Raw genomic sequence first — 21769 nt, forward strand, 5'->3', positions numbered from 1 at the left:
CACCGCGACGCTCTTACAAACGACTCACCATCGTTTCCTGCTCCTCGAGCTGCGCGATCTGCCGTTTGAATTCGGCGATGCGCTCGTGAGCTAGGGCGACCACCTCGGGGTTGGCGTTGGCGACGAAGTTCGGGTTCGCCAGCTTGCTCTCTTCGCGCTTGAGGTCCTGCTCGACTTTCGCCTTGCGCTTGCGCAAGCGGGCAAGCTCCGCTTGCGGGTCGGAGATCAGGCCAGCCAGCGGCGAGGACGTGGTGCGACGGTCCACTATCGCTGTCGCGGACGGGGGCAGCTGGGCGTCAGTGGGCAGGATCTTCAGCTCGCTGATCTTGCCGACGCCGCGGACCACGTCGAGGCTGGCCAGGAGCGACGCTTCGTCCGCCGCTTCGGGCGACTGATATGCAACCGCGATCTCGCGCGCCTGCGGGATATCCAGCTGACCACGAATCTGGCGCGCGCCGAGAATCACGGCCTTGATCGGCGCAATCGCCGCTTCAGCCGCGAAATCACGCGGGAACTCCGCCGCAGTCGGATAGGACTGCAACATGATCGTCTCGCCCTTGCGTCCGGCGAGCGGCGCCACTGACTGCCAGATCTCTTCGGTGATGAAGGGCATCAGCGGATGTAACAACCGCAGATACGCCTCCAGCACAGTTGCCAGCGTCTCACGCGTGCCACGCTTCTGCGCATCGCTCGACTGCTCGGATTGCAACGTCGGCTTCGACAACTCGAGATACCAATCGCAGTACTCGTACCACGCGAACTCGTACAACGCCTGCGCGGCGAGATCGAAGCGATACTCGGCGAGGCGCGCGCGCACTTCTTCGATGGTCGCGCCCAGGCGCGAGCGGATCCACGAATCGGCCGCTGAATATTCCACCGGACCGGTGGCGGAAGAAGGCGGCGCGCTCTCCAGATTCATCATCACGTAGCGCGCGGCATTCCACAGCTTGTTACAAAAGTTGCGGTAGCCCTCGATGCGTCCGAGGTCGAAACGAATGTCCCGCCCCATGGTCGCGAGCGCGCAGAACGTGAAGCGCAGCGCGTCGGCGCCATAGGAAGGCATGCCGGTTGGAAACTGCTTCCGCGTCGCCTTCTCGATCTTGTCCTTCATCTGCGGCTGCATCAGGCCGGTGGTGCGCTTGGCCACCAGCGACTCCAGGTCGATGCCGTCGATCAGGTCGAGCGGATCGATGATGTTGCCCTTGGATTTGGACATCTTGTCGCCGTTCTCGTCGCGGATCAGGCCGGTGATGTACACCTCCCGGAACGGCACGTCGCCGGCGAACTTCAGGCCCATCATGATCATGCGGGCCACCCAGAAGAAAATGATGTCGAAGCCGGTCACCAGCACGCTGGTGGGATAGAGCGACTTCAGCTCCTTCGTCTGCTCCGGCCAGCCCAGGGTCGAGAACGGCCACAGCGCGGAGGAGAACCACGTGTCGAGCACGTCTTCGTCGCGTGTGAGTTTGACGTCGCGCCCGAGCGTCAGGCGCGCCTGCTGATAAGCAAGTTCCTCGCTGCGAGCGACGTAGCAGTTGCCTTGATCGTCATACCACGCCGGAATGCGATGGCCCCACCACAACTGGCGGCTGATGCACCAGTCCTGGATGTTTTCCATCCATTGGAAATACGTCTTGGCCCAGTTCTCGGGCACGAAACGAATGCGACCGTCTTTGACGCACTCGATGGCAGGCTCAGCGAGCGGTGCGATGCGCACGTACCATTGATCGGTGAGCCACGGCTCGAGCACAGCGTTGCTGCGATCGCCGCGCGGCACTTTCAGCGCGTGCGGTTCGATTTTCTCGACCAGCCCTAACGCTTCGAGATCCGCGACGACTTGCTTGCGCGCGACGAAACGATCGAGCCCGCGATATTTCTCGGGCACCTCGTCGTTGAGGGCGGCATTGGCGTCGAAGATGTTGATCAGCGGCAGCGAGTGGCGACGGCCGATCTCGTAGTCGTTGAAGTCGTGGCCCGGAGTGATCTTGACGCAGCCCGAGCCGAACGCCGGATCGACATAGTCGTCGCCGACGATGGGAATCAAGCGGTCGGTCAGCGGCAGGCGGATCTGCTTGCCGATGAGATGTTTGTAACGCTCGTCCTCGGGATGCACGGCCACTGCGGTGTCGCCGAGCATCGTTTCCGGACGCGTGGTGGCGACGACGATATGTTCGTTGGTCCCGTCGATGGGATAACGGAAATGCCACAGCGAGCCCTGCTCGTCGACTGGCAGCACTTCGAGATCCGACAGTGCGGTGTGCAGCACCGGATCCCAGTTCACCAGGCGCTTGCCGCGATAGATCAGGCCTTCCTCGTGAAGACGCACGAACACTTCGGCGACGGCCTCGGACAGCCCTTCATCCATGGTGAAGCGGTCCCGCGACCAGTCCACCGAGTTGCCGATGCGACGCTCCTGACGAGAGATCGTGTCGCCGGACTGCGCTTTCCATTCCCACACGCGTTTGACGAAGGCGTCGCGACCGATGTCACGACGATGCACGCCTTCGGCGTTCAACTGGCGTTCGACGACCATCTGGGTCGCGATGCCGGCGTGGTCCGTGCCCGGCTGCCACAAGGTGTTCTCGCCCTGCATGCGGTGCTGGCGGGTGAGCACGTCCATCAGCGTGTGCTGAAAGGCATGGCCCATGTGCAGGGTGCCAGTGACGTTCGGCGGCGGAATGACGATGGAGTAGGGGCTGCCCTCGCCCGACGGCTTGAACCAGCCGTGCGCCTCCCACCGCTGGTAGATGCGCTGCTCTAGGTCCTTGGGGTCGTAGGTTTTTTGCATGGCCGGCAGGGGCGGAAGCGTGGAAAACAGCTGGTTAGTATAGCTGCCACGCTTCCTGCCTGCCCGGCGAGGGGCTTACAGGAACATGCCACCGGAGGCTTCAATGCGCTGAGCATTGATCCAGCGGTTTTCCGGCGACAGCAGCGAGGCGACCACGCCGCCGATGTCGTCCGGCAGGCCGACCCGGCCGAGGGCGGTCTGGGAGGCGACGAAGGCGTTCAGCTCCTTGTTGTCGCGGACCGCGCCGCCGCCGAAGTCGGTCTCGATCGCGCCGGGGGCGACCACATTCACGGCGATGCCGCGACGACCCAATTCCTTGGCCTGGTAGCGCGTCAGCACTTCAATGGCGCCCTTCATGGCGGCATAGGCCGCATAGCCAGGCAGCGCGAACCGGGCCAGCCCGGAAGAAATGTTCACGATGCGGCCGCCGTCGGCCAGCAGCGGCAACAGCTTCTGGGTCAGGAAAAACGGCCCTTTCAGGTGGATGTTCATCAGCTCGTCGAACTGCGCCTCGGTGGTTTCGGCAAAGCCGGCATGAGCGCCGACGCCGGCGTTGTTCACCAGGAAGTCGAAGCGTTCGCGCTGCCAATGGTTCTTCAGCACCGCCCGCACCTGCTCGACGAAAGGATCGAAGGAAGAGGCGACGCCCACATCGAGCTGCAGCGCTGCCGCCCGTCGGCCGGACTTCTCGATTTCGGCGACCACGGCTTCGGCTTCTTTCCGGTTGCTTCGATAAGTCAGTACGACATCGATGCCGCGGCGGGCCGCTTGGAGGGCCATGTTCTTGCCGAGGCCGCGGCTGCCGCCGGTGATCAGGACGATGGGGGTGGTCGAGGTGCTCATTGCTGACTCCTTGTATGGGTGGGGGATAACCGTCGAGGGGCAGCTTATTGGTCGTGATAAGGAGGATAAACCGGCTAATTCTGAGCGTAGTGTTCGTATAATATGAACAATAGTCACGCATACTGGCCGCCATGAACCAATTCGAAGCCATGCAGATCTTCGTCCGGGTCGCCGAGTTGGCCAGCTTTACGCGGGCGGCGGAGAGCCTCGGCATGCCCAAGGCCAGCATGTCCACGGCCGTGCAACAGCTCGAAAGCGAGTTCGGCGCTCAGCTGCTGCACCGGACGACGCGCAAGGTGCAGCTCACCCTCGACGGGCGCGCTTGTTACGAACGCTGCAAGGATCTGCTGGCGGACATGGACGAGCTGCGCTCGATGTTTCAGCACGGCCCGCAGTCGTTGCGCGGGCGCCTGCGCGTCGATATGCCGACCCTCGTCGCTAGGTCCACTGTCATTCCTCAGCTGCCGGCGTTTCTACGTCAGCACCCTCTGTTACAAATCGAGCTGAGTTGCACGGATCGCAAAGTCGATCTCGTGCGCGAGGGGTTCGATTGCGTGATGCGGGTCGGTTCGGTGGATGACTCGAGCTTGATCGCGCGTCCGCTCGGTGCCTACGCCATCGGGAATTACGCCAGCCCCGAGTACGTGCGCACGCATGGCATGCCACGATCTGTCGAGGATCTCGCGCATCATCAGCTGATCCACTATGTGGGCACGCTGGGGGCGAGGTCGATGGGGTTCGAATATCACGACGGCGTCGCTTATCGCACCGTCGATATGCCTGGCGTGATCACCGTCAACAGCGCCGAGGCCTATCAGGAAAGTTGCATCGCCGGGCTCGGCATCATTCAGGCGCCCACGTCCGGTGTGCGTCACCTGATCGAGCAGGGGCGGCTGGTGGAAGTCGCGCCTGAGCTGCGGTCAGAGCCGATGCCTGTGTGGCTGCTGTATGCGCAGCGGCGCAATTTGTCACGACGCGTGCAAGTGTTCATGTCCTGGACTGCGGAACTGATGAAGCCGCTGCTGATACCGTTGCCTGGCGCATGAGCTTGGGTGCGTTATGATTTCGCGATCGAGAGTCGAGGAGCGACCACGATGAGCCGGTTTCGTTATTACCTGCGCACGCGCTACAACGAATGCGACGCGCAGAAAGTGGTGTTCAACTCGCGCTACGCCGATTACACCGACCTGGCCACGGCGGAATACTTTCGCGCGTTGGGCTATGAAAAAGAAATGCAGACGGGCGAGCTGGACTTTCAGCTGGTCAAGCAGACGACGGAGTGGCGCGCGCCGACTCGCTATGACCAGGTGCTGGAGATTTCGGTGTCCACGAAGCATCTCGGCAACACCTCGTTCACTTTGGCGACGGAGTTTCGGATCGCGGGCGATGAGCGGGTGATCGTCAACGTGGAGACGGTGTACGTGCACGTCGATCATCACACCCTGACGAAGTCGCCGCTGCCGCCGGCGTTACGTTCTGCGATGGAACGTGGCGCGTCGAATGTGACCATCGATCACGCCGCGTATTTAGCCTAAAGGTTGTGCGACTCCATCGTGCAGCCTTGCTCGCGATAGAGTTTGTAACGTTCGCGAGCAGTGCGTTTCCGTTCCGGGTCGACGTCGACGATCTCGGCAATGCGCTCGTATGCATTCACGTCCGGCGGCATGGCATCCACGAGGTTGATCAGCAGCGAGCGATGTGACGCCGGCCCGTCGTCCGAGCCGAGCATCACCATCACTCGCGCGTGCGAGGCAGGCTGGCCACGATAGATTTCGTGAGGCAGGAAGCTGCCATCGCTGAACGTCCACAACATGTCGTCGAGCCGTTGCACATCCGGCGTCTGGATGTACACGTAACAACCTTGCTCGACGGCGCGCTCCGCCAGCCTGCACGCATAGCGCAGGCGGGCGTCGGGCGCTTCCGCGGAGAGGACGTAGAAGTCCACTCGACTCATGGCTGCGATTATTTCTTGTTGAGGAGATAGTCGACCAGCAACGGGACGGGCCGGCCGGTGCTGCCCTTGTTCGCGCCGGCCTGGTAGGCCGTGCCAGCGATGTCCAGGTGCGCCCAGCGCAAGCCATCGGTGAACTTCGCCAGGAAGCACGCCGCCGTGATGGCGCCGCCTTCGCGACCGGCGACGTTGGCGAAGTCCGCGAAGTTGCTCTTCAGCTGTTCGCCGTACTCCTCGCCAATCGGCATGTGCCACGCGCGATCGTCCGCACGGTCGCCCGCCGCCTTGAGCTCGGCAGCCAGATCGTCGTCGTTGCTGAACAGGCCGGACAGATGATTGCCCAGTGCGATCACGCAAGCGCCGGTGAGCGTGGCGAGATCGATGACCACGTCGGGTTTGAAGCGGCGCGAGTAGGTGATGGCGTCGCACAGAATCAGGCGGCCTTCCGCGTCCGTGTTGAGCACTTCGATGGTCTGACCCGACATGCTCTTCACGATGTCGCCCGGCTTGGTGGCGCGACCGCTCGGCATGTTCTCGCATGCCGGCACGATGCCGACCACGTTGATGGGCAACTCGAGCTCGAGCACCGCTTTCATGGTGCCGAACACGCTCGCACCGCCGCTCATGTCGAACTTCATCTCATCCATGGCCGCCGGCGGCTTGAGAGAAATGCCGCCCGTGTCGAAGGTCACCGCCTTGCCGACCAGCACCGTCGGAGCTTCGCTGCGGGGCGCACCGTAATATTCGAACACGATGAAGGCCGCCGGCTCTTCGGTGCCGTTGGTCACGGACAGGAACGATCCCATGCCGAGCCGCTTGCATTCGGCTTCGTTCAGCACGCGCACATTGAGCTTTTTGTAATCCTTGGCCAGATTCTTGGCCGCGCGGGCCAGATAGCTGGGCGTGCAAACATTGGCCGGCTGATTGGCCAGATCTCGCATCAAGGCCATGCCGCTGACGATGGCCTGACCGTGCGTGAGGCCGCGCTCGGCGTGACCCTTGTCGCCGCGATTGGCGACTGCCACGCCGAATTTGGTCAGCGTCGGTTTCGGGCGCTTGTTCGCTGTCTTGTGATCTGGGATCCGATACTGCGAGGCCGCGACGACCTCGACCACGACGCGAGCCTGGGAGTACGCATCGGCATCCGCCATTTCGTCCAGACCCAGATAGCTGATTGCGTCGTGAGCACCGGTCTTGGACAGCATGGCCAGCGCGCTGGCGAGGGCCTTGCGGTACTGCCTGCGCTTGAAGGCGCTGCGCGCGCCGAGGCCGAGCACGATGACGCGCTCGACCGGCGCGCCGCTCAGATCGGACAACAGCACCGCGTCACCGGTCTTGCCGCGCAGGTCGCCCCGCTTGACCAGCTTGGCGATGCGGCCGCCGATGCGGGCATCGAGTTCTTCGGCCGCCGCGGACAGAACGCCCTTGTCGTACACGCCGACGATGGCGCAATCGGTGCGCTGACGAGAGGGGGAGGCAGTGCTGACAAAAAATTCCATGAACCTTCCTCGCACAAGGGCGCCAAAAAGGCGGTAGTCTACTCCATTCGCGGCGCGGGGCCGCCGCGGAAGCCGACCTCCCGCTGCGGGAAAAAATTACTGCCGTAAACAGACGCGGAACGAGCATTGCGGACCTTGGATCGATACCTCCTGCGGGAGGTTACGGAAACCTGGCTGGCGGTCACCGGCGTACTGCTGGTCATCCTGCTGTCGAATCAGCTGGCGCGGGTGCTGTCGCAGGCCGCGGCCAACGATTTTCCGCGCACGGTGGTGCTGCAATTGATCGGCCTGACGTCGGCGGGCTATCTGACCGTGGTCGTGCCGATCGGATTCTTTCTGGCCATCATGCTCACGCTGGGCCGGCTGTATCACGAAAGCGAGATGGCGGCGATCCAGTCGGGCGGTGTCGGTCCTTCGGGTCTGTATCGGCCGATCAGTTATCTGGGGGTGGTCATCGTCGGCCTGCTGTTCTGGCTGTCGTTCTGGGCCCTGCCACAGGCGGCGGCGCGGGCGCAGGAAATTAAGGTGCAGGCGTTGCAAGACGCGCAGTTCGGATTGCTGGAGCCTGGCCGGTTTCGCACCTTCGGCGGCGGCAACGTGGTGTTTTATGCCGAACGCGTCGATGACAACGGCATCCTTCACAACGTGAATGTGTTCGTCGACCGGACTCACGAAGAGGGCAGCAACGGCGAGCTGGAGATCTGGGTCGCGACTCGCGCCGAGCAGCGTGGCGCGGGGCAGGCCGATCAGATGTTCGTGTTGTACGACGGCGAACATTACAAGGGCGTGCCGGGCAAGGGCGAATGGCAGATCACTCAGTTCGCCGAAGGCGGCTATCCGATCCGGCTCGGCGAGATCAACGGCCGCGCCGGCAAGGTGGCCATGAAGCCGACCAGCGAACTTTTGCAATCCTCGGACCCGCGCGATCGCGCCGAGCTGCAGCGGCGCATCTCCACGCCGGTCATGGTCCTGATCCTGTTGCTGGTCGCTGTGCCGCTCGCACGCGTGCGGCCTCGTCAGGGGCGCTTCGGACGGATCGGCATCGCCATCCTGTTCTATTTCGTGTACTCGCTGCTGTTGCAAGCGGCGCGCACCTGGGTGGAGGGCGGCGTGGTCCCCGAGTGGGTCGGCGTCTGGTGGGTGCACGCGATTGCGATCGCGCTCGGACTCTGGCTGTTGTCGCGTGAAACTCCGTTGTTTCGGGCGCGGGCTGTGACGGTGCCGGCATGACTTCGATCCTCTCCCGCTACGTGATCAAGGCGGTGCTGGGCAACACCGCGCTGGTGATGCTCGTGCTGATGGCGTTGAGCGGCTTGTATCTGTTCATCACTCAGCAGGACGACATCGGCGTGGGCACGTTCTCGGTCGAGGACGCGTTCATGTTCGTCGGGCTGAATCTGCCGAAGTACGCCTTCGATCTGTTGCCGATTGCCGCGCTGATCGGCTCATTGCTGGCGCTGGGCAATCTGGCGCGCACGCTGGAACTGGTCGTCGTGCGAGCAGCGGGTGTGTCGACGATGCGTATCGCGCTCTGGACTGCGATGGCGGGCGTCATCCTGATGGTATTCACCGGCGTCATCGGCGAGTGGGTCGCGCCGCCGATGGAGCAGTACGGCCGCAAGTTGAAAACATTCGCCAAGTTCAACGACTACAGCATGGCCGGCAACAACAGCGCCTGGGCCAAGGACGGGGACATGATGATCTCCGTGCGACAGCAGTCGGCGGACAATCGTTATGGCGGCGTGTACGTGTTCAACTTCGATGCGCAGCGCCGCTTGCGGAGCGTGGGGCACGCGAACAACGCCAGCATCGATGAGAACAACAAATGGCGCTTGGAGAATTACGTCGAGTCGAGCATCAACGACGAATTTGTCGATACGCGCAAGGAACCGGAGACGGAACTGCAGACGCGGCTGTCGCCGGAGTTCCTCGGGCTCGCCGTGCTCGAAGCGGACTCGCTGCCGGGGCGTGGGCTGTACACTTACATTCAGCACTTGCGGGCCAACGGGCTCGACTCGCGCACCTATGAGACCGCGTTCTGGGCGCGCATCGCTCGTACCGCGGCCGTTGCCATCATCGTCGTGCTCGCGGTGCCGTTTGCATTTGGACCCATGCGCTCGACGGGCACGGGTGCGCGCACGGTCGTCGGCATCATGATCGGTGTGGTGTTCTTCCTTCTGGCCAAGATGTTGGAAAGCGGCGGAGAAGTCTTCAACATGCCGCCGCTCATGGTCGCCTGGCTGCCCACGTTCTTGCTGGCGGTTATTACCACCGTCGCCGTGTCTCGCGTTCGATAAATCATGACCGAAGTTGTTTCTCCCGATCGCTTGCCAAGCGCTGGCGTGCTGCGCCGGCTGGGCGCGATGTTCTATGACCTGCTGGCGATTCTTGCGCTGATGATGGTCATCACGGCGGCGCTGCTACCACTAACGGGCGGCGAGGCGATCACCAGCGAGCGCTATGGCGCATGGGAATACGCCTACCGCGGACTGCTGCTCGGGATCGTCGTCGCGTTCTTCGGCTTGTTCTGGACGCGTCGCGGCCAGACGCTTGGAATGCTCGCGTGGCGGCTCAGGGTGGAGAGAGAGGACGGAAGCCTGTTGAACTGGGGCGATGTGTTCAAGCGCCTCGCCGCCGCGACGGTATCGCTGACGCTGGCGTTCGCCGGCTACCTGTGGATCTGGATCGATCGCGATCGCCTGGCCTGGCCGGATCGCTGGACTCGCACGCGGGTGGTGGTGCTGCCGAAGAAGAGCTGAGCTGACTCGGCCGCGTCGCGTGACGCGGCCGAGTCGGGTGACGTTTATTTCTTGATCAGCTCGTCGACCGGTTTGAAGATCGCCTCGTACTTGTACGCGGGGATCTCATAAACCCAGGCGCTGTGCTGCGCGTTCGCCTTGGTCGCTTCCTCTTCGACGTTGCGAGTCGCTGGCTTCGCGGTCTCCGCGGCCGGAGGTGCGCCTTCGGTGCCCTTGTCGGCAGCGTCCTTGGCGTCGCTGGCGGCTTTGTCACCTTCCGCCACTGCGTCCTTCTTCTCGGTGTCCGCGGTCGCGACTTTGAATTTCTCGGCAAGCGCGGCGTCGTAAGAGGTCTTCAGCGCGAGGTAATGTTTGTCGTCCTTCTTCCAGCCGGTCGCTTCAGTCACCAGTCCATCGAAGGTCCGGATCGTGGTCGTCGCGCTGGGCTTGTCGGTCATGGCGGTGGCCGGCTGCACGTCGGCCAACTGCAGAGTCGCGAGCGCAGTGGCGAATCCGTCGGCGGCGGAGGGCGAGCTCAGCTCCTTGCCCTTGGGCAGACCTTCGACCGTGAAGTCCGCATCGGCGCGCGTCTTCTTCACGACGGAGTAGGGCTTCGCAGCGCCCACGCGCACTTCAGCAGACTGCACGCGATCCGCAGACACATCGATGATGTCCTTGCGCAGCCACTGATCGGCCGACGACGAGGTGTCGATGCTCTTGTTGATCAGCCAGCTCTTCGGCTCGCCGGCGCGACGCACGTAATGTGACTGACCGCCGGAGCCCTGCTTGCCGACGATGAGCTTCACCGGCTGTTTGGGGCCTTCGATCTCGATCTGCATGCTGCCAGCGGCGGCGTCACTGACATCCTCCACGCCCAGCGTCTTATAACTTTCCGGGTTGGAGGTTTTCTCTTCGACCAGCTTGGCCTCGGCCACGCTGGAGATGAGCTTGCGCAGCTTGGCGTCGTCAGCGGGATAGTTGTTACGCTCGGTGACCGTCCAGCCGGATTCGCCGCGTTTCATCTCGACCGCCGGCGCGCCGCCGGCTTTCACGATGCGCACCGTGGTCACTGCATCGAGCTCTTTGCCGAGATCGGGATACAGAACCGCGGATTCTTGCGCAGGCGTGGACGTTTGCCGGCCCGCCAGCCAGATGCCGGCGACCACGGCGATGACCGCAACCAGTCCCAGAATGGAAAGATTTCGCGAAGTCATGAGCTAACCTCACCTCAACCCGTGTGAGCCGCGGCGCGGCCGGCACGGAGCCGGCGACGACGCATGATTTCGAGGAAGATCGCGCCGAGCGCGAGCAGTGACGGCACCAACGCGATGTTGATCGCTTTGAGCCGCGTGCCGAGCGCTTCGATCTCTTCATCGAGGCTGCGGCGCGTTTCACGCAGTTCCTTACGAATGCGCACGCGCTGCTGCTGGAAGCGTTCGAGCTCCGCTGACTGCTCGGGCGACAAGGACAACGAGCCCTGTTCGCCGCCGCGCGCCGATTCGAGCGCGGTGAGTTTCTGTTCGGTGTCCTTGAGCTCCTGATCCAGCTCCTTCTCCTTGGCGCGCAGCTGATCGCCGGCCTGGCGACGCAGCTCTTCGACCTTGGTGAACGGACGGAAGAAGCTCTGACGACCGCGCACGCTGATCAGATCGGCGCTGCCTGCGAGGTTGTCGACCGAGTTGGCGAGGAAGTCGCCGTTGTTTGCCCAGGCGACGGCGAAGCGCTGACCGAACACGTTCTGCGTGCGCACCCACAGAGGATCCGCGAGCATGTCGGCATCCGCCACCAGGATGACGTTGCCGTCTTCCTTCGACTCGGTGAGGTGCTCGCCGGCGGCGCCTTCGGCGTTCGGCTTGCCGTTCGGGAAGGCCGACTTCAGCTTGCCGTGAATGCGGGCCGCGATGGTGTAGCGCTCGCCGGTGGCCTTGAAGCCATCGAGCAGCCCTTCACTGTCCGGCAGGAACATCAGCTTCGACGCCGGCAGCAGCGCGGCGTTGGTGCTCGACTGAATCAGCGGCTCGAACTCGATGGTCGCGCCTTCTTTCTTCGACAGCGCGCCGGCGGTCATGACGTTGATGGTGTCGAGCGCCGACACCGTCACGTCCTTCGGATTCATGCTGCCGCGATTCAAGCCGATGATGGCGATGTGCTGAGAGGGCGGCGTGCCCTGGCGCAGCGACACTGTCAGGCCGAGCTCGCGATCGCCGACGATCTGAGTGGTATCGAACTTCACGCCCCACGCATCGAGCAGCGGGCCGAGCGTCGACGAGCGGTCGCCCATCGGCGGCATGCCCGGTTGCGCGCCGGCGTTGTCGTTCTCGGACTGCGGATCCATGAAGGCGATCAGCTTGCCGCCGCGCATGACGAACTGGTCGATCGCATACTGCGCCTGCGGGCTCAGCTCCTTCGGATGAACCAGCATCAGCACGCCGATGTCGGCGGGGATGGGATTGCCGTCAGCTTGCAGCGTGCGCACCTCGAGCGTTTCACGCAGTTGTTGAATGCTTGCCCAGCCCGGCGCCATCTGGCCGCTCATCTGATCGAAGCGAGCATCCACCGGCAGGCTCGAAATCAAGCCGACGGTGGCGCGCTTGGCGTTGCTCAGCCGATAGATGAGGCTGGCGACGTCGTACTCCAGGAATTCTTCCTTATCCGGCTGGAACAGGCCGATGATCTCGCGACCGTCGGTGGAGTTGGTGCCGGCCAGGCCGAAGTACACCGGCTCGCCGCCCTGGGTCAGGGGCACGGGCGACAGGCCGAATTCGCCGGCGCGATCTTCATCTTCCGAGAACGGCTTCGGATCGATCACGGTGAGGCGCAGCTTGCCGTCGGAGTGCTGAGTCATTTCTTCCAGCAGCTCCCGCACGCGCTGCGCGTACGCGCGCAGTTGCGGCGACTGCTGGCTCGCTTCCTGAGAGAAGAAGAAATACAGGTTCACCGGTTCGGCCAGCGAGCTGACGATCCGCTCCGTACCGGGCGCGAGCGAGTAGAGCTTGCTCTCGGTGAGATCGATGCGCGCGCCGCGCAGGACGAACGTGATGAGGATGGTCACGCCGATGAATAACAGGGCGAGCGCCACGAGCGCGGTCGCGCCATAAGTCTTTCGTGTTGCTGTAGTCATGTCAGTCGGCCTTCTTCATGTCGAGCACGATCGAGTTGGCGGCGAGCCAGACGCCGATCACGGTCGCGAAATACAACAAGTCGCGCAGGTCGATCACGCCCTTGGAGATCGACTGGAAGTGCGTGAGGAACGACAGCGAGGCGATCGCATCGACCACCGGTTGCGGCGCCCAGCCTTCGAACAGCGCGAGCACCACCGGGAAACCCGACAGCAGGAACGCGAAGCAGATACCGATGGTGAAAATGAAGGCGATCACCTGATTGCGGGTCGCCGCCGACAGGCACGCGCCGATCGCGAGGAAACCGCCCGCCATCAGCAGGCTGCCGACGTAGCCGGCGAAGATCGCGCCGTTATCCGGGTCGCCGAGATAGTTGACCGTGATCCACATCGGGAAGGTCAGCGCCAGCGCCACGCCGGCGAACGCCCAGGCCGCGAGGAACTTGCCGATGACCGCCTGCCAGGTCGTGATCGGCAGCGTCATGAGCAGCTCGATGCTGCCGGACTTGCGCTCTTCGGCCCACAGCCGCATCGAGATCGCGGGGATCAGGAACAGATACAGCCAGGGGTGATAGCTGAAGAACGGCGCCAGATCCGACTGGCCGCGATCGTAGAAATTGCCGAACTGGAACGCGAAGGCCGCCGCCAGCACCAGGAAGAACACGATGAACACCAGCGCCAGCGGGGTGGCGAAGTAGCTGCTGAACTCGCGGCGGAAGATGGTTGTGACGTTATGCATGGCTCACCTCACGCTGCTTTCTGGCCGGTGGTGATCTGCCGGAACACGTCGTCGAGGCGGCCGCTCGGCGCGCGGGCGGCCAGTTCCTTCGGCGTGGCGTCGGCGAGCAGTTTGCCGCCGGCGATGATGATGGCGCGGTTACAGACCGCATCCACCTCTTCGAGAATGTGCGTGGAGATCACGATGATCTTGTCCTTCGCCATGTCGTTGATGAGGGTGCGCACGTGATGCTTCTGGTTCGGGTCGAGACCGTCGGTGGGCTCGTCGAGGATCAGCACCTGCGGATCGTGCAGCAGCGCCTGCGCCAGGCCGACGCGACGCTTGAAGCCTTTGGAGAGCGTTTCGATCATTTGTTCGAGCACGCTGGCGAGCTGCAGCCGGCTGACCACGTCGTCGAGGCGGGCGCGGCGACGGTCGCCGGTCAGGCCTCGCACATCGGCGATGAACTCGAGGAACCCGCGCACCGTCATTTCGCCGTAGCTCGGCGCGCCTTCGGGCAGATACCCCATGACGGCCTTGGCCGCGAGTGGATCGTTCTCCACGTCGTGTCCGCAGACGCTGATGCTGCCGGCGGTCGGGGTGAGAAAGCCGGTGATCATTTTCATGGTGGTGGACTTCCCGGCGCCGTTGGGGCCGAGGAAGCCGAGCACCTCGCCCGGCCGCACCGTGAAGGAGATGTCGTTGACGGCGGTCAACGCGCCGTAACGTTTCGACAGGTTTCTGATCTCAATCATGCGAGAGCCCTGTTCTGCAAAGAAGTGACAGTGGTCGTCAGAGAGGTCGGATGGTCCATGCTCGACAACCGGCCTACTAAAAATTTTCCCTTCAGACTGCGTCGGACTCCGCGGGTTCCTGCGGGGACCGGCGGAGCGGCCTTGGTGTTATCGCGAGGGCGCGACGCAAGAGGGCGGCGATTTTTTCGGGACGGGCGCGAATTTTCAAGTCACGGCCGGACGAGAAGCCATGACGATCTCTTAATGAATGGGCCGCTGAACTAATCGCCGCGGCGCGGTCCAACTTGGCCTGTGGGGCAAATCGAGGCTCCACGCAGTGTGAACGGGACGGTTTTATTGGAATTTTTGCAACGCAGTGTTGTGTTGCAGTGCGATCTAGGGTATCTTTGGCACCGCAAAATAAATGCGATAAATGATCCACGGCGCGCAGCGCGCCCCGGATCGTCGGCTCGAAGCGACAGCCCTTGAAAGTCGGTAAAGAGCCCGCAGTTAGGTTGCAACGAATTTGTAAGCCACGCCTGAGACAATGGCGCGGTTGATAGAATCCCCCTGTTGGCCGGATCACTTTCATTAGTATCCGGCCTCTTTTTTTGCCCGCGATTTTTCAGCGCCGGGCGGAAGTAGGGATTCAGGCCTGCGCGGCCTTTTCGATCTCGGCCTTGTGAGCGCGCAACACCTTGCGGATGTCCGCCGCCGGGGGGCGTTCGGCGATACGCTCGATCAGCTCGGCCAGCTCGTGCCAGGGCTTACCCCATTTCAGCAGGCGCACGGCGTCCGCGATGATCTTGCCTTTCAGGTCCTTTGGCAGCGCCAGTTTCGGGACCTCCGGCTGCGCGGCTGGGCGCGCGGCAGGTCTAGCTGGCTGAACGGCAGCCGGATTGATCTTCGGCGCGGGTCGGTTCGAAGGAATCGATCGCGCTGGCACCGCTATCGGCGTCAGCAAGTCTTCGTTGCTCAGTGCTTCGCTCGGATCGAGCAGGGGCGCTTCTTCCGGCTTGATCCTGACGGTCTTGAGCTGCGGCATCTCGCGGGTGGGCTCTTCAGCCGGTGCGCGCGCCGGTTTCGGAGCCGCGCGAATCACGGTCGGCGCTTCCACCGTTTGGCTGGTGCCGGCCACCGCGTCAGCCTTGGCCGGATCCGCCAGCGGTATGAATCGCTGGATATGCTGAATGCCGACCAGGTTGGCCAGAAACGCCATCAGCTCCAGCGACTCGGAGAATTTGCCGTCGCCCATGGCCTGGCGGGTCTCGCACTGCTGTTTCAGCTCCAGCACCTTCTGCCGCGCCACTTCCAGCACCCAGCGGGTCGGCCGGTCGTGCTTCTGCCAGGGCTGCACGCGCGCGTAAGCGGCGTCACTCAGCTCGACGTACTGCAAATGCAGGTCGATGCTGGTGAGCCACTTATCGATCAGCTCCGTGATGCGGCGGTCCGCTGGCGTCATGTCCACTCCGGGTCAGGGTGCGCGCATTATGCACAAGGAGTGTCCGGGGACGGCTGAAAGCCCGGCAATACGGCGCGTTTCTGTGCGCTATTACCGCTATGTCGCCAGATGGGGACTGCGTGCCAGGAACCCTGACGCGGGCAGAGATGGCGCTCCCACGGGGATTCGAACCCCGGTTTAGGCCTTGAGAGGGCCCCGTCCTAGGCCTCTAGACGATGGGAGCGTTTTAGCAGGCTGGCACGATGTGCCGAGAAGACGCGGTATTATACGGGCCGTTTTTTGCGGCTCAAGTTTTTAAGCTTCGACGGACCCGCCGATATTGAACGATAACAATTCTCCCGCCGAGATCATCGATGAGGCGAGCGCCCCGCGCGTGGTGGCGCGCGAACACCACCCGATCTCGCGCGCCAACATCTCCTCGAACGCACTGAAGGTCCTGTACCGGCTCAAGGAGGCGGGCTATCAGGCTTTTCTGGTGGGCGGCGCCGTGCGCGATCTGTTGCTGGGCCTGCACCCGAAGGATTTCGACGTCGCCACCAACGCCCATCCGGATCAGGTCAAGCAGTTGTTCCGCAACTGCCGCCTGATCGGCCGGCGCTTTCACCTGGCGCACGTGCGCTTCGGCTACGAGATCATCGAGGTCGCCACCTTTCGCGCGGCGCATACGCCCATTGACGAGGACAACAGCGTCGATGAAGCCGGGCATCGCCTGGTCGACGAGCGTGGCCGCATCCTGCGCGACAACCTGTACGGCACCATCGAAGAAGATGTGTGGCGGCGGGATTTCACCGCCAACGCGCTCTACTACAACATCAGCGACTTCTCGGTTTGGGATTACGTCGGTGGCTATGAAGACGCGCAGGCGCGCGTCCTGCGACTGATCGGCGATCCAGAAACGCGGTATCGCGAGGATCCGGTGCGCATGTTGCGCGCGGTCCGCTTCGCCGCGAAGCTCAACTTCGGCATTCACATCGATACCGCCACGCCGATTCCGAAACTCGCGTGGATGCTCGATGGCGTGCCGCCCGCGCGGCTGTTCGATGAAGTGAACAAGATGTTCCTCGCCGGCTACGCCATCCGTTCATTCGAGCTGCTGTGGGACCTCGGGTTGCTGGAGCATCTGTTCCCCGACCTCGCCGCGGCGATGAACACGGACCCAAACAGCCTGGCCGCGAGGGTGTTGCGATTGGGTCTGGAAGGAACCGACGAGCGAGTGCGAGCGGACAAGTCGGTCACGCCGACCTTCCTCTTCGCGGTGCTGTTGTGGCCTTCGATTCAGGAGGCGTTCGCCAAACTGCAGCCGGAGCAGGGCGATGTTCATGCGTTGCTCGCGGCTTGCGATCAAGTGACGGCGCGTCAGCAGGCGCGAGTGGCCGTGCCCAAGCGGTTTACTTTGCCGTTGCGTGAGATCGTCGGTCTGCAGCCGCGCTTTGCGTATCGCGAAGGACGTCGCGCGTTACGCTTGCTCGATCACCCGCGATTCCGCGCGGCCTATGATTTTCTGCTGCTGCGTGCGGCCGCCGGCGAAGTCGATCCAGATCTCGCGCAGTGGTGGACGGACATTCAGACGATGTCTGTCGAGCAGCGCACGTCCATGGTCGAACAAGGTGGCGGTGGCGCGCCCGAAGGCGGGCAGCGTCGTCGCCGCCGTCGTCGGCGTCGGCCCCGGCCGCCCGCTGCTTGAACGCCAGCACTTCGACGGCGTCTGCAGTGTGGTTCCCCGCGTATGTAGCGCTCGGCAGTAATCTCGATCAGCCTCTGGTGCAGATCGAGCTCGCGTTCACGGCGCTCGCCAGTCTGGCGAAATGCCGGCTGGTCGCGCGTTCCAATCTTTATAAGACGCAGCCGCTCGGTCCCCAGGATCAACCTGAATTCATCAATGCCGCGGCCGGCCTGCTGACTCAGCTGACGGCGCGCGAGCTGCTGGTGGAGCTGAAGAGACTGGAGCGCGAGCTGGGCCGCGAGTTGCCCGTCGTGCGCTGGGGGCCGCGCCGGATCGATCTCGATTTGCTCGTCTATGCCGATGCGCAGATTTCGGAAAGCGATCTGACGGTGCCGCATCGTGGTCTGCCTGAGCGCAACTTCGTCCTGTATCCTTTGCGGGATATCGCCCCCGAGCTGCTCGTTCCCGGTCACGGGCGCGTCCGGCAGCTTGCGGCACGCGTCGGAGGCGCCGGCTTGGCGCCGCTCGCCGGCGTCCAATGAACAATCTAGCGGTGGACATGACCGAGAAGTCTCTCATTCCAGCGCCGCATCGCTTGATCGTGGTCGAAGGACCGATCGGCGTCGGCAAGACCACGCTCGCGCGGCGGCTCGCGCGCAGCTTCGGCAGCGAGCTGATCCTCGAGCAGGCCGACGAGAATCCGTTCCTGGAACGCTTCTACAAGAATCCGCGCTCGGCCGCGTTGCAGACCCAGTTGTTCTTTCTGTTCCAGCGCACGCGCCAGCTGGAGGACATTCGCCAGCACGACCTGTTCGATACGGTGCGCGTCGCCGACTACCTGCTCGACAAGGACAAGCTGTTCGCGCAGCTGACGCTGGATGAAGAAGAGTTCTCGCTGTACGAGCAGGTGTATGCGCGCCTCGCCGTCGATGCGCCCGTGCCCGACCTCGTGATTTATCTGCAGGCGCCCGTCGACGTCCTGCGCGAACGTATCGAGCGGCGCGGGATCAAGTACGAACAGAACATCGAGAAGAACTACCTCGAGCGCTTACAGGAAACGTACGCGCGCTTCTTCCATGAATACAGCGCCTCGCCGCTGCTGATCGTGAACGCGGCCCAGGCGGATTTCGTCAATAACGACCACGACTACGCCCAGCTCCTGGAACAGGTGGTCCGCACCCGTCGCGGACGGCACTATTACAATCCGCTGAAAAGCGCCGTTTGAGCCGGCTGGGCGGCGCTTTGTTGACCGGGCGCGCGACAGCGGGGTCGGCTTGATAAGGCTGTCATGACCCCCAGTTTGACTGTCGGGTTCACCCTGGGCATTCTTCCCGCCCCGCCGTAGCTCACCGCCATGTACAAGCACCTTCAAGAGCGTTACGCGCCGCGACCTCCGGTCAACGTCGGCACTCTCGTCAAGATGAAGGCGGAGGGCGAGAAAATCGCCGCGATCACCGCCTATGACGCCAGCTTCGCCACGCTGGTTGACGACGCCGGCGTGGACGTTGTGCTGGTCGGCGACTCCCTCGGCATGGTCATCCAGGGGCACGACACCACCGTGCCGGTGACCCTCAACGACATCATTTATCACACCCGTGCCGTGGCCAAAGGGCTGTACCGGCCGTTCCTGATCGCGGACATGCCGTTCATGACCTATGCCTCGCGCGAGCAGGCGTTGGAGAACGCCGTCCGCCTGATGCAGGAAGGCGGCGCGAAGATGGTCAAGCTCGAAGGCGGCGCCGGGCAGGTCGAGATCGTCGAATTTCTCGCCAACCACGACATCGCGGTTTGCGCGCACCTGGGGCTGAAGCCGCAGTCGGTGCACAAGGTCGGTGGCTTCCGCGTCCAGGGACGCGAAGAAGCAGCGGCGGAGCAGATGCTTCGGGATGCGCAGGCGCTGGAAGGGGCCGGCGCCGACATCGTGCTGCTCGAATGTATTCCGGCTGCCTTGGGCAAGCACATCACCGAACAATTGCACGTGCCGGTCATCGGCATCGGCGCGGGCCCGGACACCGACGGCCAGATTCTCGTGCTGTACGACGTGCTGGATATCACGTCGGGCCGCAAACCGAAGTTTTCGAAAAATTTCCTCGCCGGCCGCGACAGCGCTCTGGAAGCAATCAAGGCGTACACGCAGGCCGTGAAGACCAAGGAATACCCTGGCCCCGAGCATTGTTTCTAAGCGATGGCTAAAACTTTAGAAGTGGTGGCTCGTCCACACGAGTTGCGCGAGCGCGTGTCGCAGTGGCGCCGCAAGGGCGAGCGCATTGCTTTCGTGCCCACCATGGGCAATCTGCATGCTGGGCACGGCACTCTGGTGAGCCGCGCGTCGGAGCTCGCCGAGCACGTCATCGTCAGCGTCTTCGTCAATCCCTTGCAGTTCGGACCGAACGAGGATTTCGCCGCGTACCCGCGCACACCCGACGAAGACAAGCAACTGCTTCAGTCGTTGAACGTGGAAGTGCTGTTCGCTCCCGAGGTCGATGACATTTACCCCCGCGGCCAGGAAACAACGGCGCGCGTGCATGTGCCAGGACTAGAAGACATTCTCTGTGGCGCGTTCCGTCCCGGCCACTTCATGGGTGTCGCGACGGTGGTGACCAAGCTCCTGAACCTGGTGCAGCCCGATGTGGCGCTGTTCGGCGAAAAAGATTTCCAGCAGCTGATGATCATCCGTCGCGCCATCGTCGATTTGTGCATGCCGATTGACATCGTCGGTGTGCAGACCGCGCGCGAGAAGGATGGGCTGGCGATGAGCTCGCGCAATCGTTATCTGCTGCCCGAGCAGCGGGCCGTTGCGCCTCAAATATTTGCGGCCCTGGAGCGCGCGCGGGCTGCGCTCGAATCCGGCACCACCGATTACGCGAGTCTGGAAAAGGCGGGAACCCAGGACTTGCAGAAGGCGGGTTTCCGGCCGGATTACTTTGCGATTCGCGATGCGAATTCGTTGCAGCTGCCGGAGTCTGGATCGAACGATCTGGTTGTTCTCACCGCAGCCCGCATCGGTCGCGCCCGCTTGATCGACAACGTCCGCGCCAAGCGAACCTCGACCAGATAATCAGGTTCGGTTTCCGGAGAAAAACAAAAAAATAAAAATTGAGTTCCCCCTCCCGTACACGGGAGGGGGCCAGGGGGTGGGTCTTCAGGCCGCCTGCTGATGCTGGGCCAGCGCCCAGTCCACATGCTCCCGCACGAGCGCTGAGGGATCATCCTTGCGGGAGGCGAGGGCGCGAATGACTTCGTCGGTCGTGGGCGCGTTCCCCAACGCCACCGCGATGTTTCTTATCCAGCATTCATAACCGATGCGCCGGATCGCGCTGCCTTCGGTGCGCTCCAGAAACTCCTGCTCGGTCCAGGCGAACAATTCGACCAGCTTGCTGCCATCCAGCGCATGGCGTGGCACGAAATCCACCTCGCTGGTGACGCGCGCGAACTTGTTCCAGGGGCACACCAGCTGACAATCGTCGCAGCCATAGATGCGATTGCCCATGGCCTTGCGGAACTGCTCGGGGATGGCGCTGCGCAGCTCGATGGTGAGATAGGAAATGCAGCGGGTCGCATCCAGCTCATAGGGGCCGACGATGGCCTGTGTCGGGCACACGTCGATGCACGCTCGACACGTGCCGCAATGATTGGTTTCCGGCTCATCCACCGGCAACGGCAGATCCGTGAGGATCTCGCCGAGAAAAAAGTATGACCCGGCGCGTCGATTGATGAGATTGGTGTGCTTGCCAATCCAGCCGAGCCCCGCATTGCGCGCGAACGCCTTCTCCAGCACCGGCCCGCTGTCCACGAACACACGATGTGACTGTGACGCGCTGTGCGCCTGAATTTTTTCCGCCAGCTTGGCCAGGCGCCGACGTAACACTTTGTGATAGTCGCGACCGAGTGCGTAACGCGAGACATAACCGCGTTCGGGATCTTCCAGAATCTCCTCCGCGCCTTGCGCGTTCGGCGGCAAGTAGTCCATGCGAACCGAGATCACGCGCAGCGTGCCGGGCACCAGTTCGTGAGGTCGCGCGCGGCGACGGCCGTGACGCTCCATATAGTCCATAGCGCCATGACGGCCTTGTTCCAGCCACTGCATCAGCCGTGCTTCGTCTTCGGGCAAGTCGATGCCGGCGATGCCGAGCTGCTGGAACCCGAGCTCGCGACTCCACTGGCGGATCGAGCTGGCGAGCTCGGCGTAGTCGTTTGGGGCATCGGCGGGCATGCGCGTAATTTTGTCAGAATGCCGGGCGGTTATTCATAAGGT

Annotated in this window: 19 protein-coding genes, 1 tRNA gene and 1 pseudogene; 10 read left to right on the forward strand and 11 right to left on the reverse strand. The window is 63.1% G+C overall.

Features of this window, described 5'->3' with window-relative positions; translation table 11 throughout:
- Nucleotides 1-13 precede the first annotated feature (13 nt).
- On the reverse strand, nucleotides 14-2788 hold the full coding sequence (locus VGD45_RS05385) for a valine--tRNA ligase (protein ID WP_331154245.1): 2775 nt from the start codon (nucleotides 2786-2788) through the stop codon (nucleotides 14-16).
- A gap of 75 nt (nucleotides 2789-2863) precedes the next feature.
- On the reverse strand, nucleotides 2864-3631 hold the full coding sequence (locus tag VGD45_RS05390; RefSeq protein WP_331154246.1) for an SDR family NAD(P)-dependent oxidoreductase: 768 nt from the start codon (nucleotides 3629-3631) through the stop codon (nucleotides 2864-2866).
- A gap of 131 nt (nucleotides 3632-3762) precedes the next feature.
- Between VGD45_RS05390 and VGD45_RS05395 the strand changes: the two genes are divergently transcribed.
- Together VGD45_RS05395 and VGD45_RS05400 are read left to right on the forward strand one after the other, a co-directional pair.
- Nucleotides 3763-4677, forward strand: a complete 915-nt coding sequence (locus tag VGD45_RS05395) for a LysR family transcriptional regulator (protein WP_331154247.1) — start codon at nucleotides 3763-3765, stop codon at nucleotides 4675-4677.
- Nucleotides 4678-4725: 48 nt separating this feature from the next.
- Entirely contained in the window at nucleotides 4726-5166 is a 441-nt protein-coding gene (locus VGD45_RS05400) for a thioesterase family protein (protein WP_331154248.1), read from the forward strand.
- On the opposite strand, the gene VGD45_RS05405 is transcribed toward VGD45_RS05400, so the two are convergent.
- Both VGD45_RS05405 and VGD45_RS05410 read right to left on the reverse strand, forming a co-directional pair.
- On the reverse strand, nucleotides 5163-5585 hold the full coding sequence (locus VGD45_RS05405) for a DNA polymerase III subunit chi (RefSeq protein ID WP_331154249.1): 423 nt from the start codon (nucleotides 5583-5585) through the stop codon (nucleotides 5163-5165). The genes VGD45_RS05400 and VGD45_RS05405 overlap by 4 nt on opposite strands.
- Nucleotides 5586-5593: 8 nt before the next feature.
- The gene (locus VGD45_RS05410) at nucleotides 5594-7081 is read right to left on the reverse strand and encodes a leucyl aminopeptidase (RefSeq protein ID WP_331154250.1); all 1488 of its coding nucleotides are present in this window, start codon (nucleotides 7079-7081) and stop codon (nucleotides 5594-5596) included.
- Between the two features lie 135 nt (nucleotides 7082-7216).
- Here VGD45_RS05410 and lptF point away from each other — a divergent pair, with 135 nt between their 5' ends.
- The 3 genes from lptF to VGD45_RS05425 are packed head-to-tail and all read left to right on the forward strand — an operon-like array spanning nucleotide 7217 to nucleotide 9840.
- Nucleotides 7217-8311 carry an LPS export ABC transporter permease LptF gene (gene lptF / locus VGD45_RS05415; RefSeq protein WP_331154251.1) on the forward strand — a complete coding sequence of 365 codons (1095 nt, stop codon included), beginning with the start codon at nucleotides 7217-7219 and terminating at the stop codon, nucleotides 8309-8311.
- The gene (gene lptG, locus VGD45_RS05420; protein ID WP_331154252.1) at nucleotides 8308-9378 is read left to right on the forward strand and encodes an LPS export ABC transporter permease LptG; all 1071 of its coding nucleotides are present in this window, start codon (nucleotides 8308-8310) and stop codon (nucleotides 9376-9378) included. The genes lptF and lptG overlap by 4 nt, the downstream gene beginning before the upstream one ends.
- Nucleotides 9379-9381: 3 nt before the next feature.
- Nucleotides 9382-9840: an RDD family protein gene (locus tag VGD45_RS05425; protein ID WP_331154253.1), complete on the forward strand. Its 459-nt coding sequence runs from the start codon at nucleotides 9382-9384 to the stop codon at nucleotides 9838-9840.
- 44 nt (nucleotides 9841-9884) lie between these two features.
- On the opposite strand, the gene VGD45_RS05430 is transcribed toward VGD45_RS05425, so the two are convergent.
- From VGD45_RS05430 to VGD45_RS05455, 6 genes and pseudogenes are all read right to left on the reverse strand, one after another.
- A complete protein-coding gene (locus VGD45_RS05430) occupies nucleotides 9885-11033 on the reverse strand; it encodes a DUF4340 domain-containing protein (RefSeq protein ID WP_331154254.1) in 1149 nt (382 codons plus the stop codon).
- A 14-nt stretch (nucleotides 11034-11047) separates the two neighbouring features.
- Nucleotides 11048-12940 carry a Gldg family protein gene (locus VGD45_RS05435; protein WP_331154255.1) on the reverse strand — a complete coding sequence of 631 codons (1893 nt, stop codon included), beginning with the start codon at nucleotides 12938-12940 and terminating at the stop codon, nucleotides 11048-11050.
- Between the two features lies 1 nt (nucleotide 12941).
- Nucleotides 12942-13676 (reverse strand): ABC transporter permease subunit, encoded by a 735-nt coding sequence (locus VGD45_RS05440; RefSeq protein ID WP_331154256.1) that lies wholly within the window; start codon nucleotides 13674-13676, stop codon nucleotides 12942-12944.
- A gap of 68 nt (nucleotides 13677-13744) precedes the next feature.
- Nucleotides 13745-14410: pseudogene (locus tag VGD45_RS05445) on the reverse strand (ABC transporter ATP-binding protein); the annotation flags it as partial.
- 628 nt (nucleotides 14411-15038) lie between these two features.
- Nucleotides 15039-15851 (reverse strand): hypothetical protein, encoded by an 813-nt coding sequence (locus VGD45_RS05450; RefSeq protein ID WP_331154258.1) that lies wholly within the window; start codon nucleotides 15849-15851, stop codon nucleotides 15039-15041.
- Nucleotides 15852-15998: 147 nt separating this feature from the next.
- Nucleotides 15999-16074, reverse strand: a tRNA-Glu gene (locus VGD45_RS05455).
- 96 nt (nucleotides 16075-16170) lie between these two features.
- Between VGD45_RS05455 and pcnB the strand changes: the two genes are divergently transcribed.
- The 5 genes from pcnB to panC all read left to right on the forward strand — a co-directional run bounded on the left by pcnB (nucleotide 16171) and on the right by panC (nucleotide 20572).
- A complete protein-coding gene (gene pcnB, locus VGD45_RS05460) occupies nucleotides 16171-17535 on the forward strand; it encodes a polynucleotide adenylyltransferase PcnB (protein WP_331154259.1) in 1365 nt (454 codons plus the stop codon).
- On the forward strand, nucleotides 17532-18056 hold the full coding sequence (gene folK, locus VGD45_RS05465; RefSeq protein ID WP_331154260.1) for a 2-amino-4-hydroxy-6-hydroxymethyldihydropteridine diphosphokinase: 525 nt from the start codon (nucleotides 17532-17534) through the stop codon (nucleotides 18054-18056). Before pcnB ends, folK begins: the two co-directional genes overlap by 4 nt.
- A 17-nt stretch (nucleotides 18057-18073) precedes the next feature.
- Entirely contained in the window at nucleotides 18074-18739 is a 666-nt protein-coding gene (locus tag VGD45_RS05470; RefSeq protein ID WP_331154261.1) for a deoxynucleoside kinase, read from the forward strand.
- A 129-nt stretch (nucleotides 18740-18868) separates the two neighbouring features.
- Entirely contained in the window at nucleotides 18869-19696 is an 828-nt protein-coding gene (gene panB, locus VGD45_RS05475) for a 3-methyl-2-oxobutanoate hydroxymethyltransferase (RefSeq protein ID WP_331154262.1), read from the forward strand.
- A gap of 3 nt (nucleotides 19697-19699) precedes the next feature.
- Nucleotides 19700-20572 (forward strand): pantoate--beta-alanine ligase, encoded by an 873-nt coding sequence (gene panC, locus VGD45_RS05480; RefSeq protein WP_331154263.1) that lies wholly within the window; start codon nucleotides 19700-19702, stop codon nucleotides 20570-20572.
- 84 nt (nucleotides 20573-20656) lie between these two features.
- On the opposite strand, the gene queG is transcribed toward panC, so the two are convergent.
- On the reverse strand, nucleotides 20657-21727 hold the full coding sequence (gene queG / locus VGD45_RS05485; RefSeq protein WP_331154264.1) for a tRNA epoxyqueuosine(34) reductase QueG: 1071 nt from the start codon (nucleotides 21725-21727) through the stop codon (nucleotides 20657-20659).
- Nucleotides 21728-21769 lie beyond the last annotated feature (42 nt).

The sequence above is a fragment of the Steroidobacter sp. genome, from assembly GCF_036402275.1.
Classification (GTDB): Bacteria; Pseudomonadota; Gammaproteobacteria; order Steroidobacterales; family Steroidobacteraceae; genus Steroidobacter.

What these genes read in the sequence shown, in the direction of transcription:
- panB (WP_331154262.1), top strand. Translation starts at nt 18,869, where the DNA reads ATGTACAAGCACCTTCAAGAGCGTTACGCGCCGCGACCTCCGGTCAAC.
- VGD45_RS05435 (WP_331154255.1), bottom strand. Translation starts at nt 12,940, where the DNA reads ATGACTACAGCAACACGAAAGACTTATGGCGCGACCGCGCTCGTGGCG.
- panC (WP_331154263.1), top strand. Translation starts at nt 19,700, where the DNA reads ATGGCTAAAACTTTAGAAGTGGTGGCTCGTCCACACGAGTTGCGCGAG.
- VGD45_RS05400 (WP_331154248.1), top strand. Translation starts at nt 4,726, where the DNA reads ATGAGCCGGTTTCGTTATTACCTGCGCACGCGCTACAACGAATGCGAC.
- VGD45_RS05470 (WP_331154261.1), top strand. Translation starts at nt 18,074, where the DNA reads ATGACCGAGAAGTCTCTCATTCCAGCGCCGCATCGCTTGATCGTGGTC.
- VGD45_RS05405 (WP_331154249.1), bottom strand. Translation starts at nt 5,585, where the DNA reads ATGAGTCGAGTGGACTTCTACGTCCTCTCCGCGGAAGCGCCCGACGCC.
- VGD45_RS05390 (WP_331154246.1), bottom strand. Translation starts at nt 3,631, where the DNA reads ATGAGCACCTCGACCACCCCCATCGTCCTGATCACCGGCGGCAGCCGC.
- VGD45_RS05430 (WP_331154254.1), bottom strand. Translation starts at nt 11,033, where the DNA reads ATGACTTCGCGAAATCTTTCCATTCTGGGACTGGTTGCGGTCATCGCC.
- VGD45_RS05410 (WP_331154250.1), bottom strand. Translation starts at nt 7,081, where the DNA reads ATGGAATTTTTTGTCAGCACTGCCTCCCCCTCTCGTCAGCGCACCGAT.
- VGD45_RS05440 (WP_331154256.1), bottom strand. Translation starts at nt 13,676, where the DNA reads ATGCATAACGTCACAACCATCTTCCGCCGCGAGTTCAGCAGCTACTTC.
- VGD45_RS05395 (WP_331154247.1), top strand. Translation starts at nt 3,763, where the DNA reads ATGAACCAATTCGAAGCCATGCAGATCTTCGTCCGGGTCGCCGAGTTG.
- queG (WP_331154264.1), bottom strand. Translation starts at nt 21,727, where the DNA reads ATGCCCGCCGATGCCCCAAACGACTACGCCGAGCTCGCCAGCTCGATC.
- VGD45_RS05385 (WP_331154245.1), bottom strand. Translation starts at nt 2,788, where the DNA reads ATGCAAAAAACCTACGACCCCAAGGACCTAGAGCAGCGCATCTACCAG.
- VGD45_RS05450 (WP_331154258.1), bottom strand. Translation starts at nt 15,851, where the DNA reads ATGACGCCAGCGGACCGCCGCATCACGGAGCTGATCGATAAGTGGCTC.
- VGD45_RS05425 (WP_331154253.1), top strand. Translation starts at nt 9,382, where the DNA reads ATGACCGAAGTTGTTTCTCCCGATCGCTTGCCAAGCGCTGGCGTGCTG.
- lptG (WP_331154252.1), top strand. Translation starts at nt 8,308, where the DNA reads ATGACTTCGATCCTCTCCCGCTACGTGATCAAGGCGGTGCTGGGCAAC.